The 17,264-nt window shown below is 32.3% G+C and carries 15 protein-coding genes; 14 read left to right on the top strand and 1 reads right to left on the bottom strand.

All coding sequences use genetic code 11. The features are described from left to right. Positions 1–101 precede the first annotated feature (101 nt). The 3 genes from ACECE_RS0201910 (at position 102) to ACECE_RS0201900 (ending at position 3,848) form a co-directional block, all read left to right on the top strand. Positions 102–404, top strand: coding sequence for a hypothetical protein (locus ACECE_RS0201910; protein WP_010243672.1), 303 nt, complete (start codon positions 102–104; stop codon positions 402–404). A 157-nt stretch (positions 405–561) separates the two neighbouring features. After that, entirely contained in the window at positions 562–2,910 is a 2,349-nt protein-coding gene (locus ACECE_RS0201905) for an MFS transporter (protein ID WP_010243670.1), read from the top strand. A gap of 2 nt (positions 2,911–2,912) precedes the next feature. Next, on the top strand, positions 2,913–3,848 hold the full coding sequence (locus ACECE_RS0201900; protein WP_010243668.1) for a hypothetical protein: 936 nt from the start codon (positions 2,913–2,915) through the stop codon (positions 3,846–3,848). Here ACECE_RS0201900 and ACECE_RS0201895 read toward each other — a convergent pair. Beyond that, positions 3,845–4,150: a hypothetical protein gene (locus ACECE_RS0201895; protein WP_010243666.1), complete on the bottom strand. Its 306-nt coding sequence runs from the start codon at positions 4,148–4,150 to the stop codon at positions 3,845–3,847. The genes ACECE_RS0201900 and ACECE_RS0201895 overlap by 4 nt on opposite strands. A 130-nt stretch (positions 4,151–4,280) precedes the next feature. On the opposite strand from ACECE_RS0201895, the gene ACECE_RS0201890 reads away from it, so the two are divergent. The 11 genes from ACECE_RS0201890 to ACECE_RS0201840 all read left to right on the top strand — a co-directional run bounded on the left by ACECE_RS0201890 (position 4,281) and on the right by ACECE_RS0201840 (position 17,164). Next, on the top strand, positions 4,281–6,143 hold the full coding sequence (locus tag ACECE_RS0201890; RefSeq protein WP_010243664.1) for a helicase HerA domain-containing protein: 1,863 nt from the start codon (positions 4,281–4,283) through the stop codon (positions 6,141–6,143). After that, positions 6,143–7,342, top strand: a complete 1,200-nt coding sequence (locus tag ACECE_RS0201885; RefSeq protein WP_010243662.1) for a M23 family metallopeptidase — start codon at positions 6,143–6,145, stop codon at positions 7,340–7,342. Before ACECE_RS0201890 ends, ACECE_RS0201885 begins: the two co-directional genes overlap by 1 nt. 24 nt (positions 7,343–7,366) lie before the next feature. Continuing rightward, on the top strand, positions 7,367–9,340 hold the full coding sequence (locus tag ACECE_RS26290; protein WP_010243660.1) for a DNA translocase FtsK: 1,974 nt from the start codon (positions 7,367–7,369) through the stop codon (positions 9,338–9,340). An 86-nt stretch (positions 9,341–9,426) separates the two neighbouring features. Further along, positions 9,427–9,639 carry a hypothetical protein gene (locus tag ACECE_RS0201875; protein WP_010243658.1) on the top strand — a complete coding sequence of 71 codons (213 nt, stop codon included), beginning with the start codon at positions 9,427–9,429 and terminating at the stop codon, positions 9,637–9,639. Further along, positions 9,632–10,558: a GNAT family N-acetyltransferase gene (locus tag ACECE_RS0201870; protein WP_010243656.1), complete on the top strand. Its 927-nt coding sequence runs from the start codon at positions 9,632–9,634 to the stop codon at positions 10,556–10,558. Before ACECE_RS0201875 ends, ACECE_RS0201870 begins: the two co-directional genes overlap by 8 nt. A 223-nt stretch (positions 10,559–10,781) precedes the next feature. After that, complete coding sequence (locus ACECE_RS0201865) at positions 10,782–12,656, top strand: DNA topoisomerase 3 (RefSeq protein ID WP_010243655.1); 1,875 nt, start codon at positions 10,782–10,784, stop codon at positions 12,654–12,656. Then, positions 12,625–13,413 carry a ParB/RepB/Spo0J family partition protein gene (locus tag ACECE_RS0201860; protein ID WP_010243652.1) on the top strand — a complete coding sequence of 263 codons (789 nt, stop codon included), beginning with the start codon at positions 12,625–12,627 and terminating at the stop codon, positions 13,411–13,413. The genes ACECE_RS0201865 and ACECE_RS0201860 overlap by 32 nt, the downstream gene beginning before the upstream one ends. Positions 13,414–13,534: 121 nt before the next feature. Beyond that, complete coding sequence (locus ACECE_RS0201855; protein ID WP_010243650.1) at positions 13,535–13,720, top strand: hypothetical protein; 186 nt, start codon at positions 13,535–13,537, stop codon at positions 13,718–13,720. Positions 13,721–13,803: 83 nt separating this feature from the next. Beyond that, a complete protein-coding gene (locus ACECE_RS32510; protein ID WP_162862453.1) occupies positions 13,804–14,133 on the top strand; it encodes a hypothetical protein in 330 nt (109 codons plus the stop codon). Between the two features lie 694 nt (positions 14,134–14,827). Beyond that, positions 14,828–15,640 (top strand): hypothetical protein, encoded by an 813-nt coding sequence (locus tag ACECE_RS0201845; protein ID WP_010243648.1) that lies wholly within the window; start codon positions 14,828–14,830, stop codon positions 15,638–15,640. A gap of 447 nt (positions 15,641–16,087) precedes the next feature. Then, the gene (locus ACECE_RS0201840) at positions 16,088–17,164 is read left to right on the top strand and encodes a zinc ribbon domain-containing protein (RefSeq protein ID WP_010243646.1); all 1,077 of its coding nucleotides are present in this window, start codon (positions 16,088–16,090) and stop codon (positions 17,162–17,164) included. Positions 17,165–17,264: the final 100 nt, after the last annotated feature.

Raw genomic sequence — 17,264 nt, 5'->3', positions numbered from 1 at the left:
GGTCATGCGGACATTTTACGATATTATAACTATATATGGATTAATAACGGAAGATTACATTTCTTTCCGACAGAAAAATAAAAGTTCATGAGAAAGATAAATTGAAACTATATACAATTCTTCTTGATAAAATTGAGTACTATGCAACAAGAGGTGAAATAGTTCATGAGAATAAGATTACTGGTGGCGGTGGTGGCGGAAGCTCAATAAAAGGGGCTGTGATTGGTGGTGTTATTGCAGGAGAAGCAGGCGCTATTATAGGAAGCAGAAAGAAGTTAGATCCTATTAAATCTGAGTTGATCGCACATGATAATAGAGAGACCTTCCTTAACTTCTTTGATGATAATAATATAAAGAATTCTATGTTTTTGATTTCAATGATTATAGCATCTTTAATGAATTAATTCCAGAAAAATCGTTCGATATTGTAAACACAATCAAGACCAATAATATTTTAAATAGAGTTGTAAACGAAAGTAAATCGACAAGTATCCCAGATCAAATAAGAGAGCTTGCTAAACTTAAGAGTGAAGGTATATTGACGGAAGAAGAATTTACTGAATGTTTGAAGGCTTATATAATACTGTCTCTGCTTGGATGGGTGAATGGGTTTTCCTTACTCCAAGGCTGATAAATCAAAGCTGGATAAAAAACTTATGGAATATATGTTTTGTGTTTTCACTACTCTTTACTATTTTGGGAATCATACTTTCTACATTAAGTCTTAAAAGTGGTAGGTTGAAAAATGACAAGGAGTTAGGAGAATTTAATGCAGGAAAATATCTTTTTACTATTGCTACATGCCTCCTGCTTACTTACTTTTCATTGTTTATATGCGATCTGGTTATTCATATTGAAAATACAGGACTTAATGCCATTGCCAGAAATGCTTTATGGGATAAATATTCTAGCGAAAAAGAAAAATTCGAGGACAAGAATAGTCCTATACTAATCAGAGAAAACAATGAACCTGTTACTCAAGAAAATATAAGTTTTTCGGATTTCTCCGGTGACAAAATAGTAAGGATGGCATTTGGACTTGAGGTTTTTACAGAAAACAAAAATAAGGATGAATGGGATTCCGATGAACTATATACAGGATTTTACGACAAGACGTTCTTTGGGTTTTTAAAAACCGGTGGAGGTCTTATTATAATGTCACTGTCAATGTTAATTTTGATACTAATGGGAATATTCGGATTACTTAAATATGCTACTATCGGTTTGTTGGGTGCGTTTGCTCCCTTCTGGTACAGCTATGCTACTTACAAAGGAGACACAGATCCAATTTTCGGCTGGGTTAATCTCTTTGCAAGAACCGTAGGGCTATCACTCTTTTTCGACCTGGCATGGATCGCATCAGTATATATAACAAAAGATGTTTCTATGAATGAATTCAAACTTGTAGGAGCTGGTAAACAATTTATAGTATGTATTATATTTATTGTTGCTTTAGCAATAGCAGCGTGGTTTTGGTTCCGCTGGGTAGTAAAAGCATTACAAAGTCCAATTAAGCTCGCCGGTGCAGATGCAAGAAGTTCGTTTGGTAAAATGCAAGCAAAAATCGGTAAGGAAATGCAAGAGGTAGGCGCCAAATATGGTTTGGGTGGATTGACTCAGCAAGGAGCAGTTTTAGAAGCTCAAGGTCATACACAACAGGAAATTGCAGATGATATCAAACATGGAATGGTGCATCCTCGTTTCGTAATAAAAGATAGGCTTAATGAAGCAAAAGAAAATGCAGAGAGGAAACTTTTAAATAACGAAATAAACATCGTCAGAAAAAAAGGCATCAGATATGATAAAACGGGTATTGGAGAATATGAAATATCATTACAACTGAGAGACCTTGATACACCGTGCTACAATGGAGAAGAACTAAACACTATACTTGGAACAGCAGGCTATTCAAATGTATTATATTCCGGAAATGATGGTGAATTATTAATTGATGAGGATCATATAGAAAGTGCACAAAATCATATAAAAAAGGATTTTGTGCAAAATCATATAAGAGAACACAATTTAGATAATACAATAGGCTATACAATAAACAATTTCAGTGAAGACAGATTAAATAAAATTGAAGCATTTTTAGACAGAAGTAAAATAGATCATAAACGCTTATTTAACATCAAAACGGATAGCGATGCAATAAACTCTATAAAAGATAGTACTGACAATTTAGAAGAAATCTTGAGCTACTTAAATTCTTCGAATATAGAAGAATCCAATTTTGGTGATCTTCCAGGTTATCTTATAAAGTCAACAGCTCCTCAAGCGAAAAGAATGGAAGACTTTTTTGAAAAACATAATATTCGTTATGAAAAAAGAGGTAATAAATTTTCGGTTCCCAAAAATGATCTGGAATATGCCCAAGAAAAGATTGAAAAAATGAATGCATTACAAAGTGAACTTAAAGGCATAAATGGTGAGTATGGATATTCAGGGAAAAATCCTGATGAATACAACCGCTTAAAAAATACTTTGGAAAGCCTTAACATAAAGCATAAATCATCAGAAAATATATGGGTTGACGAAGAAAATAAAAATAAATTCCTTTCAAAATTTATTACTACCGGAAATAATTATGCTGAAGGTGAGGACACAAGGAGCTTTATAACATTTGATGTTGAAAATGAACATGATGCGAGAAATCTCCGAGCAATACTAAAACAAAAACTACCAGTGTCATGTGTGTTGGAATCTGGTAAGCATGAAATAGTTGTAGATTCAAAATACTCAAATGAAATGGAGAAAATAGTTTCCGATTACCAGAAACTCACTCCATATTGGGAACTCAACGGTAAATACTATTACAAAGATAAAGGTGTTTTAGTAAAACATCATACCCGACCCGAGTCAGGTAGGTATATGGGTAAATACCTTAATAGGAAAGGAGTTGCCTAAAAATGAAATTAAGATATATCCCACCAAATATCTGGGAAGATGCAAAAATCTTTAAAAAGGTGCCGATTTCCAGTATTTATTATGCTGTAGCAGCTATGGTTCTAGGGCTAGCCGTTTTTCTTCTTAAATTTCGCACCAATCCAATTTTAGGCGTTATTTTTATTTTTTTGATACCATCGCTTATAATCGCCATATTTACAGCTGAGATACCTACTCGTATATCTAAAGATATAGGTATAAAAGTATCTCAAAAAATGTCTAAAACCCTTTATGATATGTGCCGAATAAAAGAGTTTGGTACAGTATGCAAAACTAAAAGAAGGAAAGTGATCTTCATGGAAAATAAAGTGTATCCCTGGGATTACTGTATAACAAAAGATGAAAAAGCTGATTCATTTGCACAGGAAGTTTTCAACATTGTAAAGGGAAGTACTGTTTTAAGTATATATGGAACATGTGCTCCAGAGGATACTAAGCAGCTCCTCAAAAGATATGATGAGATGCATAAACTCCCTCCTAAACTAAGAGAAATAGAAAATGCCAGGGTAGAAGAGCATTTCAGAATTTCAAGCATTGCTACAGCAACAAAATATGTCACTCGAATAAGCAAACCTATCGATACTGACGATGAGGAGATACTAAATATTCAAAGGAATATTTCAAACAGCGAAATCATTGGAGGGGACATTATTGAAGATATTGTTTCGTCTCACTTAATAATAGGATCATCTGTTGAAAGAGGTAAAGTAGCTCCATCTGATGCTAGTCCTGCTCCAAATGGTGAAGATGATAGTATACTGATGAAACTGGCAAATATGATTTTAAAGATTAAAGATATTAAAGGATTCAAAGAAGATAAAAACTCAGAAGTATTTGATACTTCTGAGTTATCTGAGGAATCAAAAGTTAACAGAGGTAGAGGTAGAAGAAACCATTAATCCAAAGCTCCCCATTTATTTATAATTTTTTTTAACTCGGGATTAGTTTCAATACAATCACTTTTTATACTTTTTGAAGGGATCTCCTCTTCATGCTCTTCAATGATTTCATATACATTGTTAAACTTCAATGTCTTAGCCATTTGAAATATAGAACCTATTTGGGTTTTTGAAATATCTTCTGAGCTAAGTAAAAGCCGTAAAGTATTATATGATACATTCATCTCGGCAGCTAACTGACTCCTAGATATATCAAGGTCAATCATTTTTTTTAAAATATCTTTACTCTTTAACTTAATCAATATAAACAACTCCTATGCAAATTAGAATTTATATTTCAATATTATAATATATATTTCATGTTTATTCAATGTATAGTGTTAATCAAATTTATATTGTCAATTTCAAATTTGTATTTAAAGGACTGATGCTATGTTAGATATAATAAAAATATTAAATAGATCTAATGTTAAAATTAACTCTGAAGAACTTGAAATAAACGGTGTGTATGTTCGAACAATGCTTGTATCTAGCTATCCTCAAGAATGCTTTGCTGGTGTATTGGAGTTTATTACATCTGGAGAGCACGTTGTTCCTAGTGTAATTGTAAATTTTAGTGTACACTTTCGTCCTTCTAGGCTTAAATTCAATACTGAAACCAATAACAGAATTCTTAGACTTGAAAGAAACATACATTCTCAAAAAACAGGCAAGATAATTGACACCGTAAGTGTTGAAGAAGTAAATGCCTTAAAAGGCTTGCTTTATTTGAGGGACCATTCAAAAGCCTATCTGGATGTATGGATTACTGTTACATTCTCATCTGCTTCACTGAAACTTCTCAATACCAGTATTAAAACATTCGAAGATTCAATGGGACATAACAATTGGAAAATAAATAACCTTGCAAAAGAGCAACATAAGGCGTTAGAACTTGCTTGGATGGGAGGAGATGGAACCAGCATTTTCGATAGTTACCCAGGGCAAGTTATGGATATAAATGCAGTTGCTGCAATTTATCCATTCTTGCAAGGCAGTATTTCGGATGAAAACGGTTCTTACCTAGCTCATAGAATTGCAGACTGCACATCATTTTATAAAGATTTTACTCTTGCTGTAACCGACAATGAAAGTATGATGATGACTGGATATGCAGGAAGCGGTAAATCTACTGCTATAAAAGCAATTGTAATCTCCTTACTCATGAAAAACTATCGTGGATATATATTTGATGCAAACGGTGAATATAAAAGACTTAAAGATTTAGATGGTGCTGTGCTTATTGATTATTCAGCTAGCAGCGGTTTGTTTGTAGATCCTACAATCATTGAAAAACCTCTAATGTTGGAAGTTCCATCCGGAAAATTCAGCAAAGACAGCTACGAATATAATACTATATTAGATGCTGACAAACAAAGATATGATGATGCTTATAATAATACCTTCGCAATTATAAAATTGTTGTGTGATGACTTCACAAAAGAAAAGGAAAATGCACTTGACGATGCTTTAATATCTATGTGGGAAGATGCAGGAATCTACAGAGAAGATCCTGATACTTGGGAAATAAGAAATCCTACTGTTGGTTTAATACCTCTTTTCGAAATAATTAAACATAATGCAACCAAAAAAGGTAATAGTGGTGCAAAAGCTCTTTATGAAGATGTAAAAATGTATCATACAGGTGGTAGAAAATATTTATTTTCCAAAGCCGACTCTGGAGACTGGTTGAAGGATGCTAATCTTGTTATTTTTGATTACTCTGGTGCTGCTGATAACTTAGGAGATAATAGACTAAATGCAATTAAAATTGTATCTGCAAATCATCTCACCTGGCAGCGGATCAAAAGAGACAGAATGTTAATGGAAAGGCTCTCCTTTGAAGTTAAAGATGAGTTGCAAAGATCAATAAACAATCCTGATGAGCTGCCATACCTGCTGAGATCTGCAACTGATAGTCGTAAATTTAACAGTCAATTGATAATGGGCTTTAATAACCCAGCGATACTCTTTAAAAGTGGTAATAAAGGTACTAAAGAGAATTTAACGATTGGGGAAGCAATTTGGGAAAATACTAAATATAAACTATTTTTCCCATTAGAAAAACATTCGATATTGAGTTTGGCTGAAAATGCAAATATGCCTGAAGAAATCGTTAATCACTGGCTGCAATTACCTAAACATTCTTTTATATTCAGTCAAAAGGTTGGGAGTGAGTCGGTATATGATATTTTAAGGGTAACAGTACCGAAAAGTGAAATAGACCAATTTGCCAAAACAAGAGGATTAAACTAATGAAGAATATAATAAAGAAAAAAATACTAATATACTCACTTCCTTTTTTAATTCCTTTGATTCTTTTATTTTTTGTTTTACTAATAGCTTGTATGCTGCCGATGATTATGTTTGCTGGTCAAGAATGTTTAACAAATACAAACGATACATATTACGCTGGTTCTTGGTCTTCATATGATGGAGAAAATGATTTGTACACATATAACGGAAATACTGTTACCTTTCCTATTCCTCCAGGAGTAAAGTATAGTTATACAAACAGCTTTGGTGCTGATAGGACTCACAATAACAAGAGTGAATCTCATGAAGGTATAGATATATTTGCCGATCGTAATACTCCTGCACTAGCAGTTGAAGATTGTAAGATAGATAAGATAGGTTGGAATGGTCTTGGTGGGTGGCGTATACTAATGACAAGCCTTGATAATAAGCGAACATACTATTACGCACACTTCGAGAACTATTCGCCTAGTTTACAAATATACAAAGATTATAATGGAGCTGTTGCTAACAATACAAATATTGTTGTTAAGGCCGGTGAGGTTATTGGTTACATTGGATCCTCCGGGAGCACATCAAGCTTTTCTAAACCGGGAGCTGATACTGGCACATCTCCACATATTCATTTTCAGATGTACATAGATGGAAATTTGGTAAATCCTTATGACTTCTTAAAGGAGCTTGAGAGTATTCAAAAGTCAGCTAGTAGCAGTGGTTTAAAAATCCGTACATATGCAGACATTCGATATAGAAACATAAATACTCAAAAGCTTCAGGAGTGGCTTGATAAGAAAAGGAACTCCAAGTTAAGCGAAGAACCCTATTTTTCTACAATTATAGGAGTTGCTAAAGATAGCGATTTAAATCCATTTCTTATGTTTGCCGTTGTAGGGCAGGAACAATCGTATGTTCCTAGGACTAACCCCAGAGCACAAAAAATAGCTAATAATCCTTTCAATGTCACCAAGCCTGGTTCTGGAATACCTGGCTCATGGCAAACCTATAATCCAGGAATAGAAACATCTGCTAAAGGTGCTGCTAAAACAATATTACGTTTAAGTAAAAATTGTCCGGCTACTGAGGATGTTATCAAATGGATAAATAGAGACGGTCACGGATACGCAGAAGATAAAAACTGGTGGAAGGGTGTTTCAAAGAACTTTTCTAATTTGGAAAAGAATATTGGCTATTTCGACTAACAAATATCAGAAAGGGGAATTTATATGATTGATTTTATTAAAGCTTCAGCTATATTATATTTAGCTGCTTTTCTTATTACAATTATAATTGATACAAGTAAAGCAACAGTTTCATCTACTGGGGATGAAAAAGTCAATGCCGGTGATTACTTTAAACAACTTTCTAAAATGGCTGTATTGGGATTTGTAATAATAACTTTGTTAGGTACTATAATGGGTCTAGCTAAAAAACTTAAACTGGTAAAAATCCTGATTTTAAAAGATAAGACAGGTATTTTAAAATCTGAATTTTTAAGCTATTATATAAAGTTTTCAAGTACTTGGGTTTTAATATTTATTATTGCTATAGTCATTTATTTTACAGTTAGGGTAATCATTAGACTCAACCATTCAGGAAACAATACTCTTCTAAAGTTTCCTCCGAAGATAAATATTACTTCGAATAATTCGGTCAAAAAAGCATCCGCACCATTAAACTTTGAAAAAAATACTGATATATGCCTAAAAAAAGGCTGTCCACCTTTGAGCATTTTAAAAAATGAGGCTACCAACATATCAAATAATTCCTCCGTTGATTTAAATGCTCAAGCACAGGCTTTAACCTCTAAACTAAAAATGTGTTTTTCTGAATTTGATATTTCTTTTTTGACAGTTAAAAAAGTAGAAATCGGTCCTGTTATAACAAGGTTCACACTTGGCATGTCTGCACAAGGAAGAGTATCGAAGATAACAGCGATAGAAAAAGAAATTTGCATGTTTCTTCAGGTAAATTCCATATTAATTATACCGTCAGAACAAGGCCTTATAATTGAGATTCCCAACCCTGTACCAAATGATGTAGCCTATATGGATTGTATTCGAGCTTTTAATAAGCAAAAAAGTAATAATCCATTAGAAGTAATACTTGGTCAAACTGCAATCGGAGAACTGCAAACTTTATGCATAAATAAAACTCCACACCTATTAATCGCAGGAGCTACCGGGTCAGGTAAAAGCGTATGCCTTAATGGCATTATTGCAAGCATCTTGTTTAATGCAACACCTGATGAGGTTAAATTTATATTTATTGACCCAAAGGTAGTGGAACTATCTAACTATAATGGAATACCTCATCTTCTTGCTCCAGCTGTAACTGATGTTAAAGCAGCAAACAGAATGCTTTCGTGGGCAGTCGGGGAAATGGAGCAGCGGTACCGCAAATTTGCATCCGAAGGAGTTCGAAATATTGAATCTTATAATAACAAAGTAGGGAAAGCCTGCCATATGTTTTCTATAGTAATCATAATTGATGAACTTGCAGACCTTATGATTCAATCTGATAAAGAAAACCCCATAGAAGAATCAATACAACGTCTTGGACAAATGGCACGAGCTGCCGGCATTCATTTGATAGTTGGAACCCAAAGACCTTCTGTTGATGTAATAACCGGCACAATTAAAACGAATATTCCTAGCAGAATTGCCTTTGCAGTTGCGGATTCAAATAATTCAAGAGTCATATTGGATTGTAATGGTGCAGAAAAATTACTTGGGAAAGGTGATGGACTACTATTAACTACAGAAATACGAAAACCTATAAGATTTAAATCAGCGTTTATTAATGAAAACCAGATTGAAAATATAGTTGAATGGTGGAAAAACAAATCTCCTGCTGCTGAAAATGAGCCTATTAACTTAGATGAGTTTTCAGATTCCCCTGGAGAAATTAAAGAAGATACCGATGATAAAAGTTATGATGATGATGGGCTAATAAAGGTAAAAAGCCAAATTGCACGTCAATACACACAAGGTAACATCTACCTACCTGGGAAACTAAAAATGGCTAAAGAAATAAAAATGAATGTAAATAACCTTATTAAGGCCTTATCTACTTTAGAGAGCTCAGGCTGGGTAAAAGAATCCTCAGAACAAAATAAAGGAATGGAAATTTGTGCTGATGAAGATCAAATACTTGAGCACTTAAAAAAATATGACTATGAATTCTATATTCAACTTTAACAATACATTATCAAAATATAATGTAAATTATCAAAAAATGATACTCAAAAATAGATTTTAATAAGAATACAAAAGGAGGAGTTTTTATGAAAAAGCTGTCACGGAGCAATATTATAGCTTTTTTGATTGGTTTAGTTATCGTAAATGTTGTTTTTATCTGCCTTAGACCATTCTTTTCTTTCAACATATTTTCTTACGATTTTATAATGCATTCTCTTATAGCGGTTTCGGTTAGTATTTTCCCTTGGGGTATCTACTACATAGTTAATCAAGAAAGTGAGGGTTTAAAAAGTGAGTAGAATATTTGATAATACTATAATAACAACAGTCAGTTATTGGTCAGACTTTATAAAAGATATAGATGTGAAATTACGGTTTTCAAAGATTTTAGAGCAAAAGTTACGTTGTGCCATTCATAATAAAGACCAAGTTGAAAGATTATTGGAAATATTGAAAACACAGGATAATATTACACCAGATGCAGTGTACAAGGTATTAATAGGTCAAAAACATATGACTAGTAATACCTACTTACTGGATAGTATAAATGAATCAGGGGCTAACATAAATGACTTTCCACAAGGTTACGTAGGTACTATAAGTTATTTCAATAAAGTAGAGTCTTATTTTCATAGTGACAAACCAACAGTATTATATGCAGAAAACGTTGAGGATATTGACAGTGACTACTTTTTAGCAAGGTTACTATTTAGAAAAGCAAATAACAATAAGTTTGGTGATTTATTGGAATTGAAGGGAATATTTGAAGAAAATTCGATCTCAAATGGTGGTTATCTTGGATGTACTGAATCAGCTCCTAACGAAGCAAATATTGATAATGTTTATGTGATTTCTGACGGGTTACATGGACGACCACTTGCATATGCATCCTTAGAATTTGGAGTTCATCAGGATATGGTAGAAAGTAGAATGATAATAAATAAAAGTTTTAAGGAACCTTTAATTATTTATATCAAGCAATGTGCAGTAAATAAACAATTCCAAGGCAGGGGAGTAGGAATGGTTTTGTACAAGAGACTTTTCAGTGAGTTCCAGAAACATGATTTCTACGCACATGTTTCTGTCCGTAATATTCCTTCACAAAAACTTCACTATCGTAGTGGGTTTCAGAAGATAGGTGTATATGAATGTGATGATTTCCACGGCATGAAGAATTACATGAGCGATTTCCTTTATAAAAAGTGTAGTCAAGAATAATGCACATAATTCAAGTAAATATAAACTTAAGGCTATTCTGAAAATAAAAATAATTTCCAATTGAAATGTTGTTTTCAACACTATAATCCGAATAGCCTAAATTATCAAAGGTATTATCAAAAGGGTATTATCAGAACCTTAAAGCCCACTATTATGTAGGTGATATTTCTATTGATAATACCTTCTTGATAATACCCCAAAATATAAAAAAGGATGTGATTATATGGGGAAAATTCTCATCATTGCCGAGAAATCATCAGTTGCTTATGATATCGCAAAAATAACTAACTGCACCAAGAAGTGTAATGGGTATATTGTTGGTAATGAATATGTTATAACCTGGGCTAAAGGTCATCTTATAGAATTGTGCGATCCTAATGAATATAATAAGGCCTGGAAAAAATGGAGCTTCGAAACTCTTCCCATTATACCATCTGAAATACAAATAAAACCTATTTCATATGAAATTGATCGCTTCAACTTACTTAAAAGTTTGATGAATGATCCTGGCATCGATGCACTAATATGTGCTACAGACTCAGGTCGAGAAGGTGAGTTAATCTTCAGGCTGATATATCAAATGGCGGAATGCAAAAAGCCATTTCAAAGGCTCTGGATATCAAGTTTAACAGATCAAGCAATAGTCAACGGTTTAAATAATCTCAGAGATGGTAGTTATTACGATAATTTATATCAGTCTGCATTAAGTAGGTCCTTTGCCGATTGGTTGGTAGGAATTAATGCTACACGCGCATATTCTATTAAGTATAAAGGTGTAAAACTTCCAATTGGTCGAGTACAAACCCCTACTCTCGGGTTAATTGTATGTAGGCAAAAAGAAATTAACTCATTCAAAAGCACGGAATATTGGGAAGTTACAGCTTACTACGAAAGTTTTAGCGGTAAATGGTTTAATCCAGATACCAAGGAAACAAGGCTTTATGCAGAATCAGAAGCTAAGACCATCGCAGACAAAATTAAAAGTCAACAAGGTACTATTGAAAATATTGATACAAATAAGATTGAGGAGGGTCCTCCGCTTTTATATGATCTTACAAATTTACAAAAGGATGCAAGCAAAAAATTTGGTTTAACAGCTCAGGAAACTTTAGGGATCGTTCAGGGATTATATGAAAAAAAACATGTTACATATCCACGTACTGACAGCTGCCACTTATCTGAAGATATTGCAGATACGATCCCCGAAAGGATTAAGTTGCTATCAAATAATTCGGAATATCAAAAAATGGCCGATTATATAATGAGCCTTCCAAAGCTTCCATTGTCAAAAAGAGTTGTTGATAATACAAAAATAACTGATCATCATGCAATAATACCTGATCTAATAGTTCCTAAAAGTCTTGATGATGATGAGGCTAATATCTACGATCTGATTGCAAGACGGTTTCTATCAGTATTCTACCCTGATTATCAATACACTATTAAGACTATAACTGTAGATATTGAAAACGAAAAGTTTTCGTCAAGGGGTAAAACCATAAATCAGCTTGGTTGGATGGAATGTTTCTCTGATCCAGAAGAAAATAAAAATGATACTGCAGCTCTTCCTGATGTAAAAATTGGCGATAAACTTAAAGTTACAAATTCAAAAGCTACTAAGAACTCAACACGGCCACCTTCTTACTACACAGACGGAACATTGGTATCTGCCATGGAGAACATAGGGAGGAATATCAATGATAAAGATATTAAAGATGCATTGAACGGATCCGGATTGGGAACCTCTGCAACAAGAGCTGCCATAATTGAAAAACTTATTCAAAATGGTTATGTTCAGCGATCTAAAGGTTTCCTTAAAGCTACACAAAAGGGAATGGATCTTATCGAAATTGTTCCTGCAGAATTAAAATCAGCAGAAATGACAGGAAAGTGGGAGCAAGCTCTTAAATTAATCGAACATGGAAAAATGTACTCCAACCTATTTATTGAATGTATAAGTGATTTTGTAAAATCTATAGTCCAGCAAGCTTATATTTCTGAAAAGAGAGAAGATCTATATATTTCAAGCATTGAAAACGATTACTATAAAAGTGGTGGTGGTAATATTGGTTATAAAAATCAAAGATATAATAATTAAAGACCGGCTCAGGAAAGCTGATCCTAAAAAAGTCGAAGAACTGGCACAAAGTATAAAATTATTAGGCCTGTTGCAACCAATAGTCTTAAATAAAAGAAATGAACTTTTAGCTGGTTTAAATCGGTTGGAGGCTCATAAGCTTCTGAATCTTGAAGAAATAAAATTCGAATATTTAGATCACGACGATATACTTAGGGAAGAGCTTGCGGAATTAGATGAGAACCTTGTACGTTCTGATTTTCACTATTTGGATCGTGGTATATATCTTATGCGAAAAAAAGAAATCTACGATGAACTAAATAATACTAATACAATATCAAATAATTGTGATGGTCTTAAGGTTAAACCCTTCACAGAGTTCATTGCTGAAAAAACTAATCAATCACAAAGAACCATACAAAACGAAATAAAAATAGCAAAAGATATAATTCCAGACCTGAAAGAACAAATTAAAGAAAATAATATAGGGTTTGCCAAGGCAATTGAGATATCACGCCTTGATAAAGATGCTCAAAAGAATGTATTGGAAAAACTAAAAGCTGGCGACAGCAGCATATTAAATACAACAGTACCTATAAATATTAGCTGCCCACTAGCTAAATCAAACACTATCGAAAACAATAAAACTGAAGTTTCAATTTTAATACAGTCTTTAAGGTCTAAGCTTTTAGAATCATTTAAAAATCTATCGCAAAATGATAAAGCGGAAATGATAAAAAATATTAAGTATCTAATCGAAGAGCTAACAGCAATATAATCCGTTTAGTAATCGAGGTATACCTCTATTTATCGGTAATATCTTTTTTTTGTTGACATCGATTGAATTTATAGTATATAATTTTTTCATATTAATTAATTCAAAGTTAGGAGAGGTCTTTATGGATGAACTTACTTTAAAGCTAAGTGTGGGAGAAGATTTAAAACAAATATTTATAAATAAAGCATATGCTGAAGGAAAATCTTTAAATATATGGGCATTAGATACACTTAGAAAAGCAGTAAATGTGCCGACTGAAGATTTAACAATAAGAAATTCTTATTTTGAAAAAATAAAAAAATTTTAAAGGATAAGGGCATCGCATGTGAAGATTTTAGTACTAAAAATCCATATAAATCTTATGATGACAATTCTGCCCCAAACTTTGAATTGTACATTCACGTTAATAAAAATAATCCGCCAAGTAATGATGCACCCATTTGTTTACTTATTAATATTTTATCAAGAGATTTTTGCATACGTTTCGAATGTTTCACTCGTTCTCGTTCTGATGCAAAAAATAGTAAGCGAAGAAAATATATTGATGCCTTTAATAAAAACAAAGAACTTCTCAACGAATTAGGATTTAGAGATAAACACGGAACCATGAGCTATGTAATAGAAATGCGTAAATCATCAAAAAATGGAGAAGCATTAAAACTAACCCCTGAAGACTATGTTGATAGAATGCTAACTTTAAAAAATATTTTAGGAATTTAACATTCAATGAAAATCTTTCATAAATACATACCAAATGTGGGAAAATAAAAATATAAGTTGAAAAAATAAATCGTTGTGGTAAAATTAGAATAAAAAATAGCAAAAATTATGAAATTTTAATATATTTGTGGACATGAAGAAACGGGCTGAATCTCCAATACCAACCAAAGTAACCGAGATAACAACCCGCCTCAAAAATTCTAAAAATATATCGTTAGTTATATTATATACAATTTCTTCGAAATTTACAAGTATTAACGATATATTTTTAGAATTTTTGAGTAACCAGAAGTTAAAACTTCTTCATATTCGCATGAAGAAGTTTTTTATATGTTTTTATATATATTTTTTAAGTACTTATGAAAGGATGTGATAAACAAAAAAAAGCTTTATAGCTTTTTATTGTAACAAAAAAATTTTAAATTATATAACCTTGCCTCAGGTTAAATTTAATTGGTTTATGTGGTTCTTTTAGTAGTTGGCAGCTATTTTAAAGAAACAATAACATAAGCCTCGGGCATTACTCGGGCATTATATTGCCATTTAGTAATATTATATGCACTTTATTTATTTTTATCAAGAGCGATTTTTATATCGTTTTAATATAAGGTTGAGAGCAAGGGGTTCATTTTTACTTGAAAGTACAGAAATATAAATTTTACACTATATTTATTGAAGGAAAGGAGGTAAATAAATGGCTAAAGCAACAATTAAGCTGATGAAAAAAATTATACAAGAAAAGCTTTCAAAAAAAGAAATAGACCATGTTACTACTTATATGCAATATCAGGAGAATGATGGAACCGTTCAAGGCGGAGTCAATCGCAAAGAAGTAAAATTTGAAGGACATATGGCTGAAAGCACTCACTATAATTGTATAAAATCTCTTTCTGAAAAAGGATTCTATGCAATAGATGAAAACACTAAAGATACAATATTAATTGAAAACAGCTTTGTTAATTCTAATGGTGAATTAGATTTTCATGAAAATAACTATGTCGAACTTCCAAATTTCATTCATGAATACCAATACCAGTCAGCTCCGGTGCAAGTCAAAAGACTAGTAATCTATTTCCTGTTGTGCGGTACCAAAAGTGAATATAAAACATTTAATGCTAAAACTCTTCAAAGCATACTCGGTCTTAACAGACCTGAAAAGTTATATGTAGTTCTAAGGCAACTTAGCGGTTATGACTGGTTCTATGTAATTGAAAACTGTCTTGAAAATGAATTAACCGGTGATTTATATTATCAATTCCAGGTTAAGCTTAAGATACAATATTCCGGTACATCACGGCTAGGCCACAATAAGAAAGCAAAAAATCAAGTTCGTAATATACTTAATAAGAAAAGAATCATATATACTCCAAAGGCACTAGCAGATCTTGCTCAATTATTAAATCAGTATAAAGATAAATTCTTTGATTGTATTAAGTATCTTAATCAAGCAACAGCTCAGGGTAAAATATTTAGATCGATTATATGTAGAAACATCGCGTTAAACTAAAATAGCTTTCTGCGCCTATTACTTCCATTTTTTTACTTTTTTTCATTAAATTGTGTGCTGTTTCTCGTTTCCTCTTATAAATCATCCTAATTTTTTGGAAATATTTATATCATATATTGTAAAAATTACCATTATTATTACTATTTACCATGATGTTTAATCACAACCAAAAATTCATAATTATACTTTTTAGACGACTATCTTCTAAAATTTAGACTTTTAAAAATTCTTGTAATACTAGGGACTTTAAATTATTCTGCTTTTATCTTAAATGAGGTTATTTTATCTGTCTTATTATTTTTTCTTAACTATTATTTAATATATAATAGATGCGAAGTAAGAAGAGTGTTAAAATATAATGTAGTTTCAAATCAGAATATTATAAAGGTGGTACCGTCACTTATAAAAATCGTAAATATTAATTTAAAAAATTAAGGGGGTTGAAAAATGGCAGTTAAAAACTGTTTAAAATGTAATGAAGAAAACCTGTTAAACGCTCGATCATGCATAAAATGTGGAGCTTCACTAAAAGAATCGGAAGTTATTAATTCTAATATCCGCGATACAGAAGAATATATAAAAGCAACTAAAAGCGAAAATGCAGGGTGTATAGTATCTATTAGCAGCATTATTGCTTTTATTATTGGAATGGTGATAACTTTTAACTTCGAAGAGGGCAGCATTGCTGCTAAAATTTCTGTTTTATTTGTGCTTTGCACAATTCCTTTATTTATTACAGGACTCATTATATTTAATAAATCGTCGCAAAAAATAACAGAATTTAATAACCAGGAAGAAAACCTGATAGCAGAATCTTTCAAAAAAGATTATTTTGCAGCAAAGAATAAATATAATGTTCCCAGCAACGCTCTTGTGGTAAGATACAAAAATGGTCATGCGGACATTTTACGATATTATAACTATATATGGATTAATAACGGAAGATTACATTTCTTTCCGACAGAAAAAATAAAAGTTCATGAGAAAGATAAATTGAAACTATATACAATTCTTCTTGATAAAATTGAGTACTATGCAACAAGAGGTGAAATAGTTCATGAGAATAAGATTACTGGTGGCGGTGGTGGCGGAAGCTCAATAAAAGGGGCTGTGATTGGTGGTGTTATTGCAGGAGAAGCAGGCGCTATTATAGGAAGCAGAAAGAAGTTAGATCCTATTAAATCTGAGTTGATCGCACATGATAATAGAGAGACCTTCCTTAACTTCTTTGATGATAATAATATAAAGAATTCTATGTTTTTTGATTTCAATGATTATAGCATCTTTAATGAATTAATTCCAGAAAAATCGTTCGATATTGTAAACACAATCAAGACCAATAATATTTTAAATAGAGTTGTAAACGAAAGTAAATCGACAAGTATCCCAGATCAAATAAGAGAGCTTGCTAAACTTAAGAGTGAAGGTATATTGACGGAAGAAGAATTTACTGAATGTTTGAAGGCTTATATAATACTGTCTCTGCTTGGATGGGTGAATGGGTTTTCCTTACTCCAAGGCTGATAAATCAAAGCTGGATAAAAACTTATGGAATATATGTTTTGTGTTTTCACTACTCTTTACTATTTTGGGAATCATACTTTCTACATTAAGTCTTAAAAGT

It is taken from the genome of Acetivibrio cellulolyticus CD2 (assembly GCF_000179595.2).
GTDB classification, from domain to species: domain Bacteria; phylum Bacillota; class Clostridia; order Acetivibrionales; family Acetivibrionaceae; genus Acetivibrio; species Acetivibrio cellulolyticus.
Note: the sequence above shows the minus strand (reverse complement) of the source record. Positions and strands in the feature narration are given on the sequence as shown.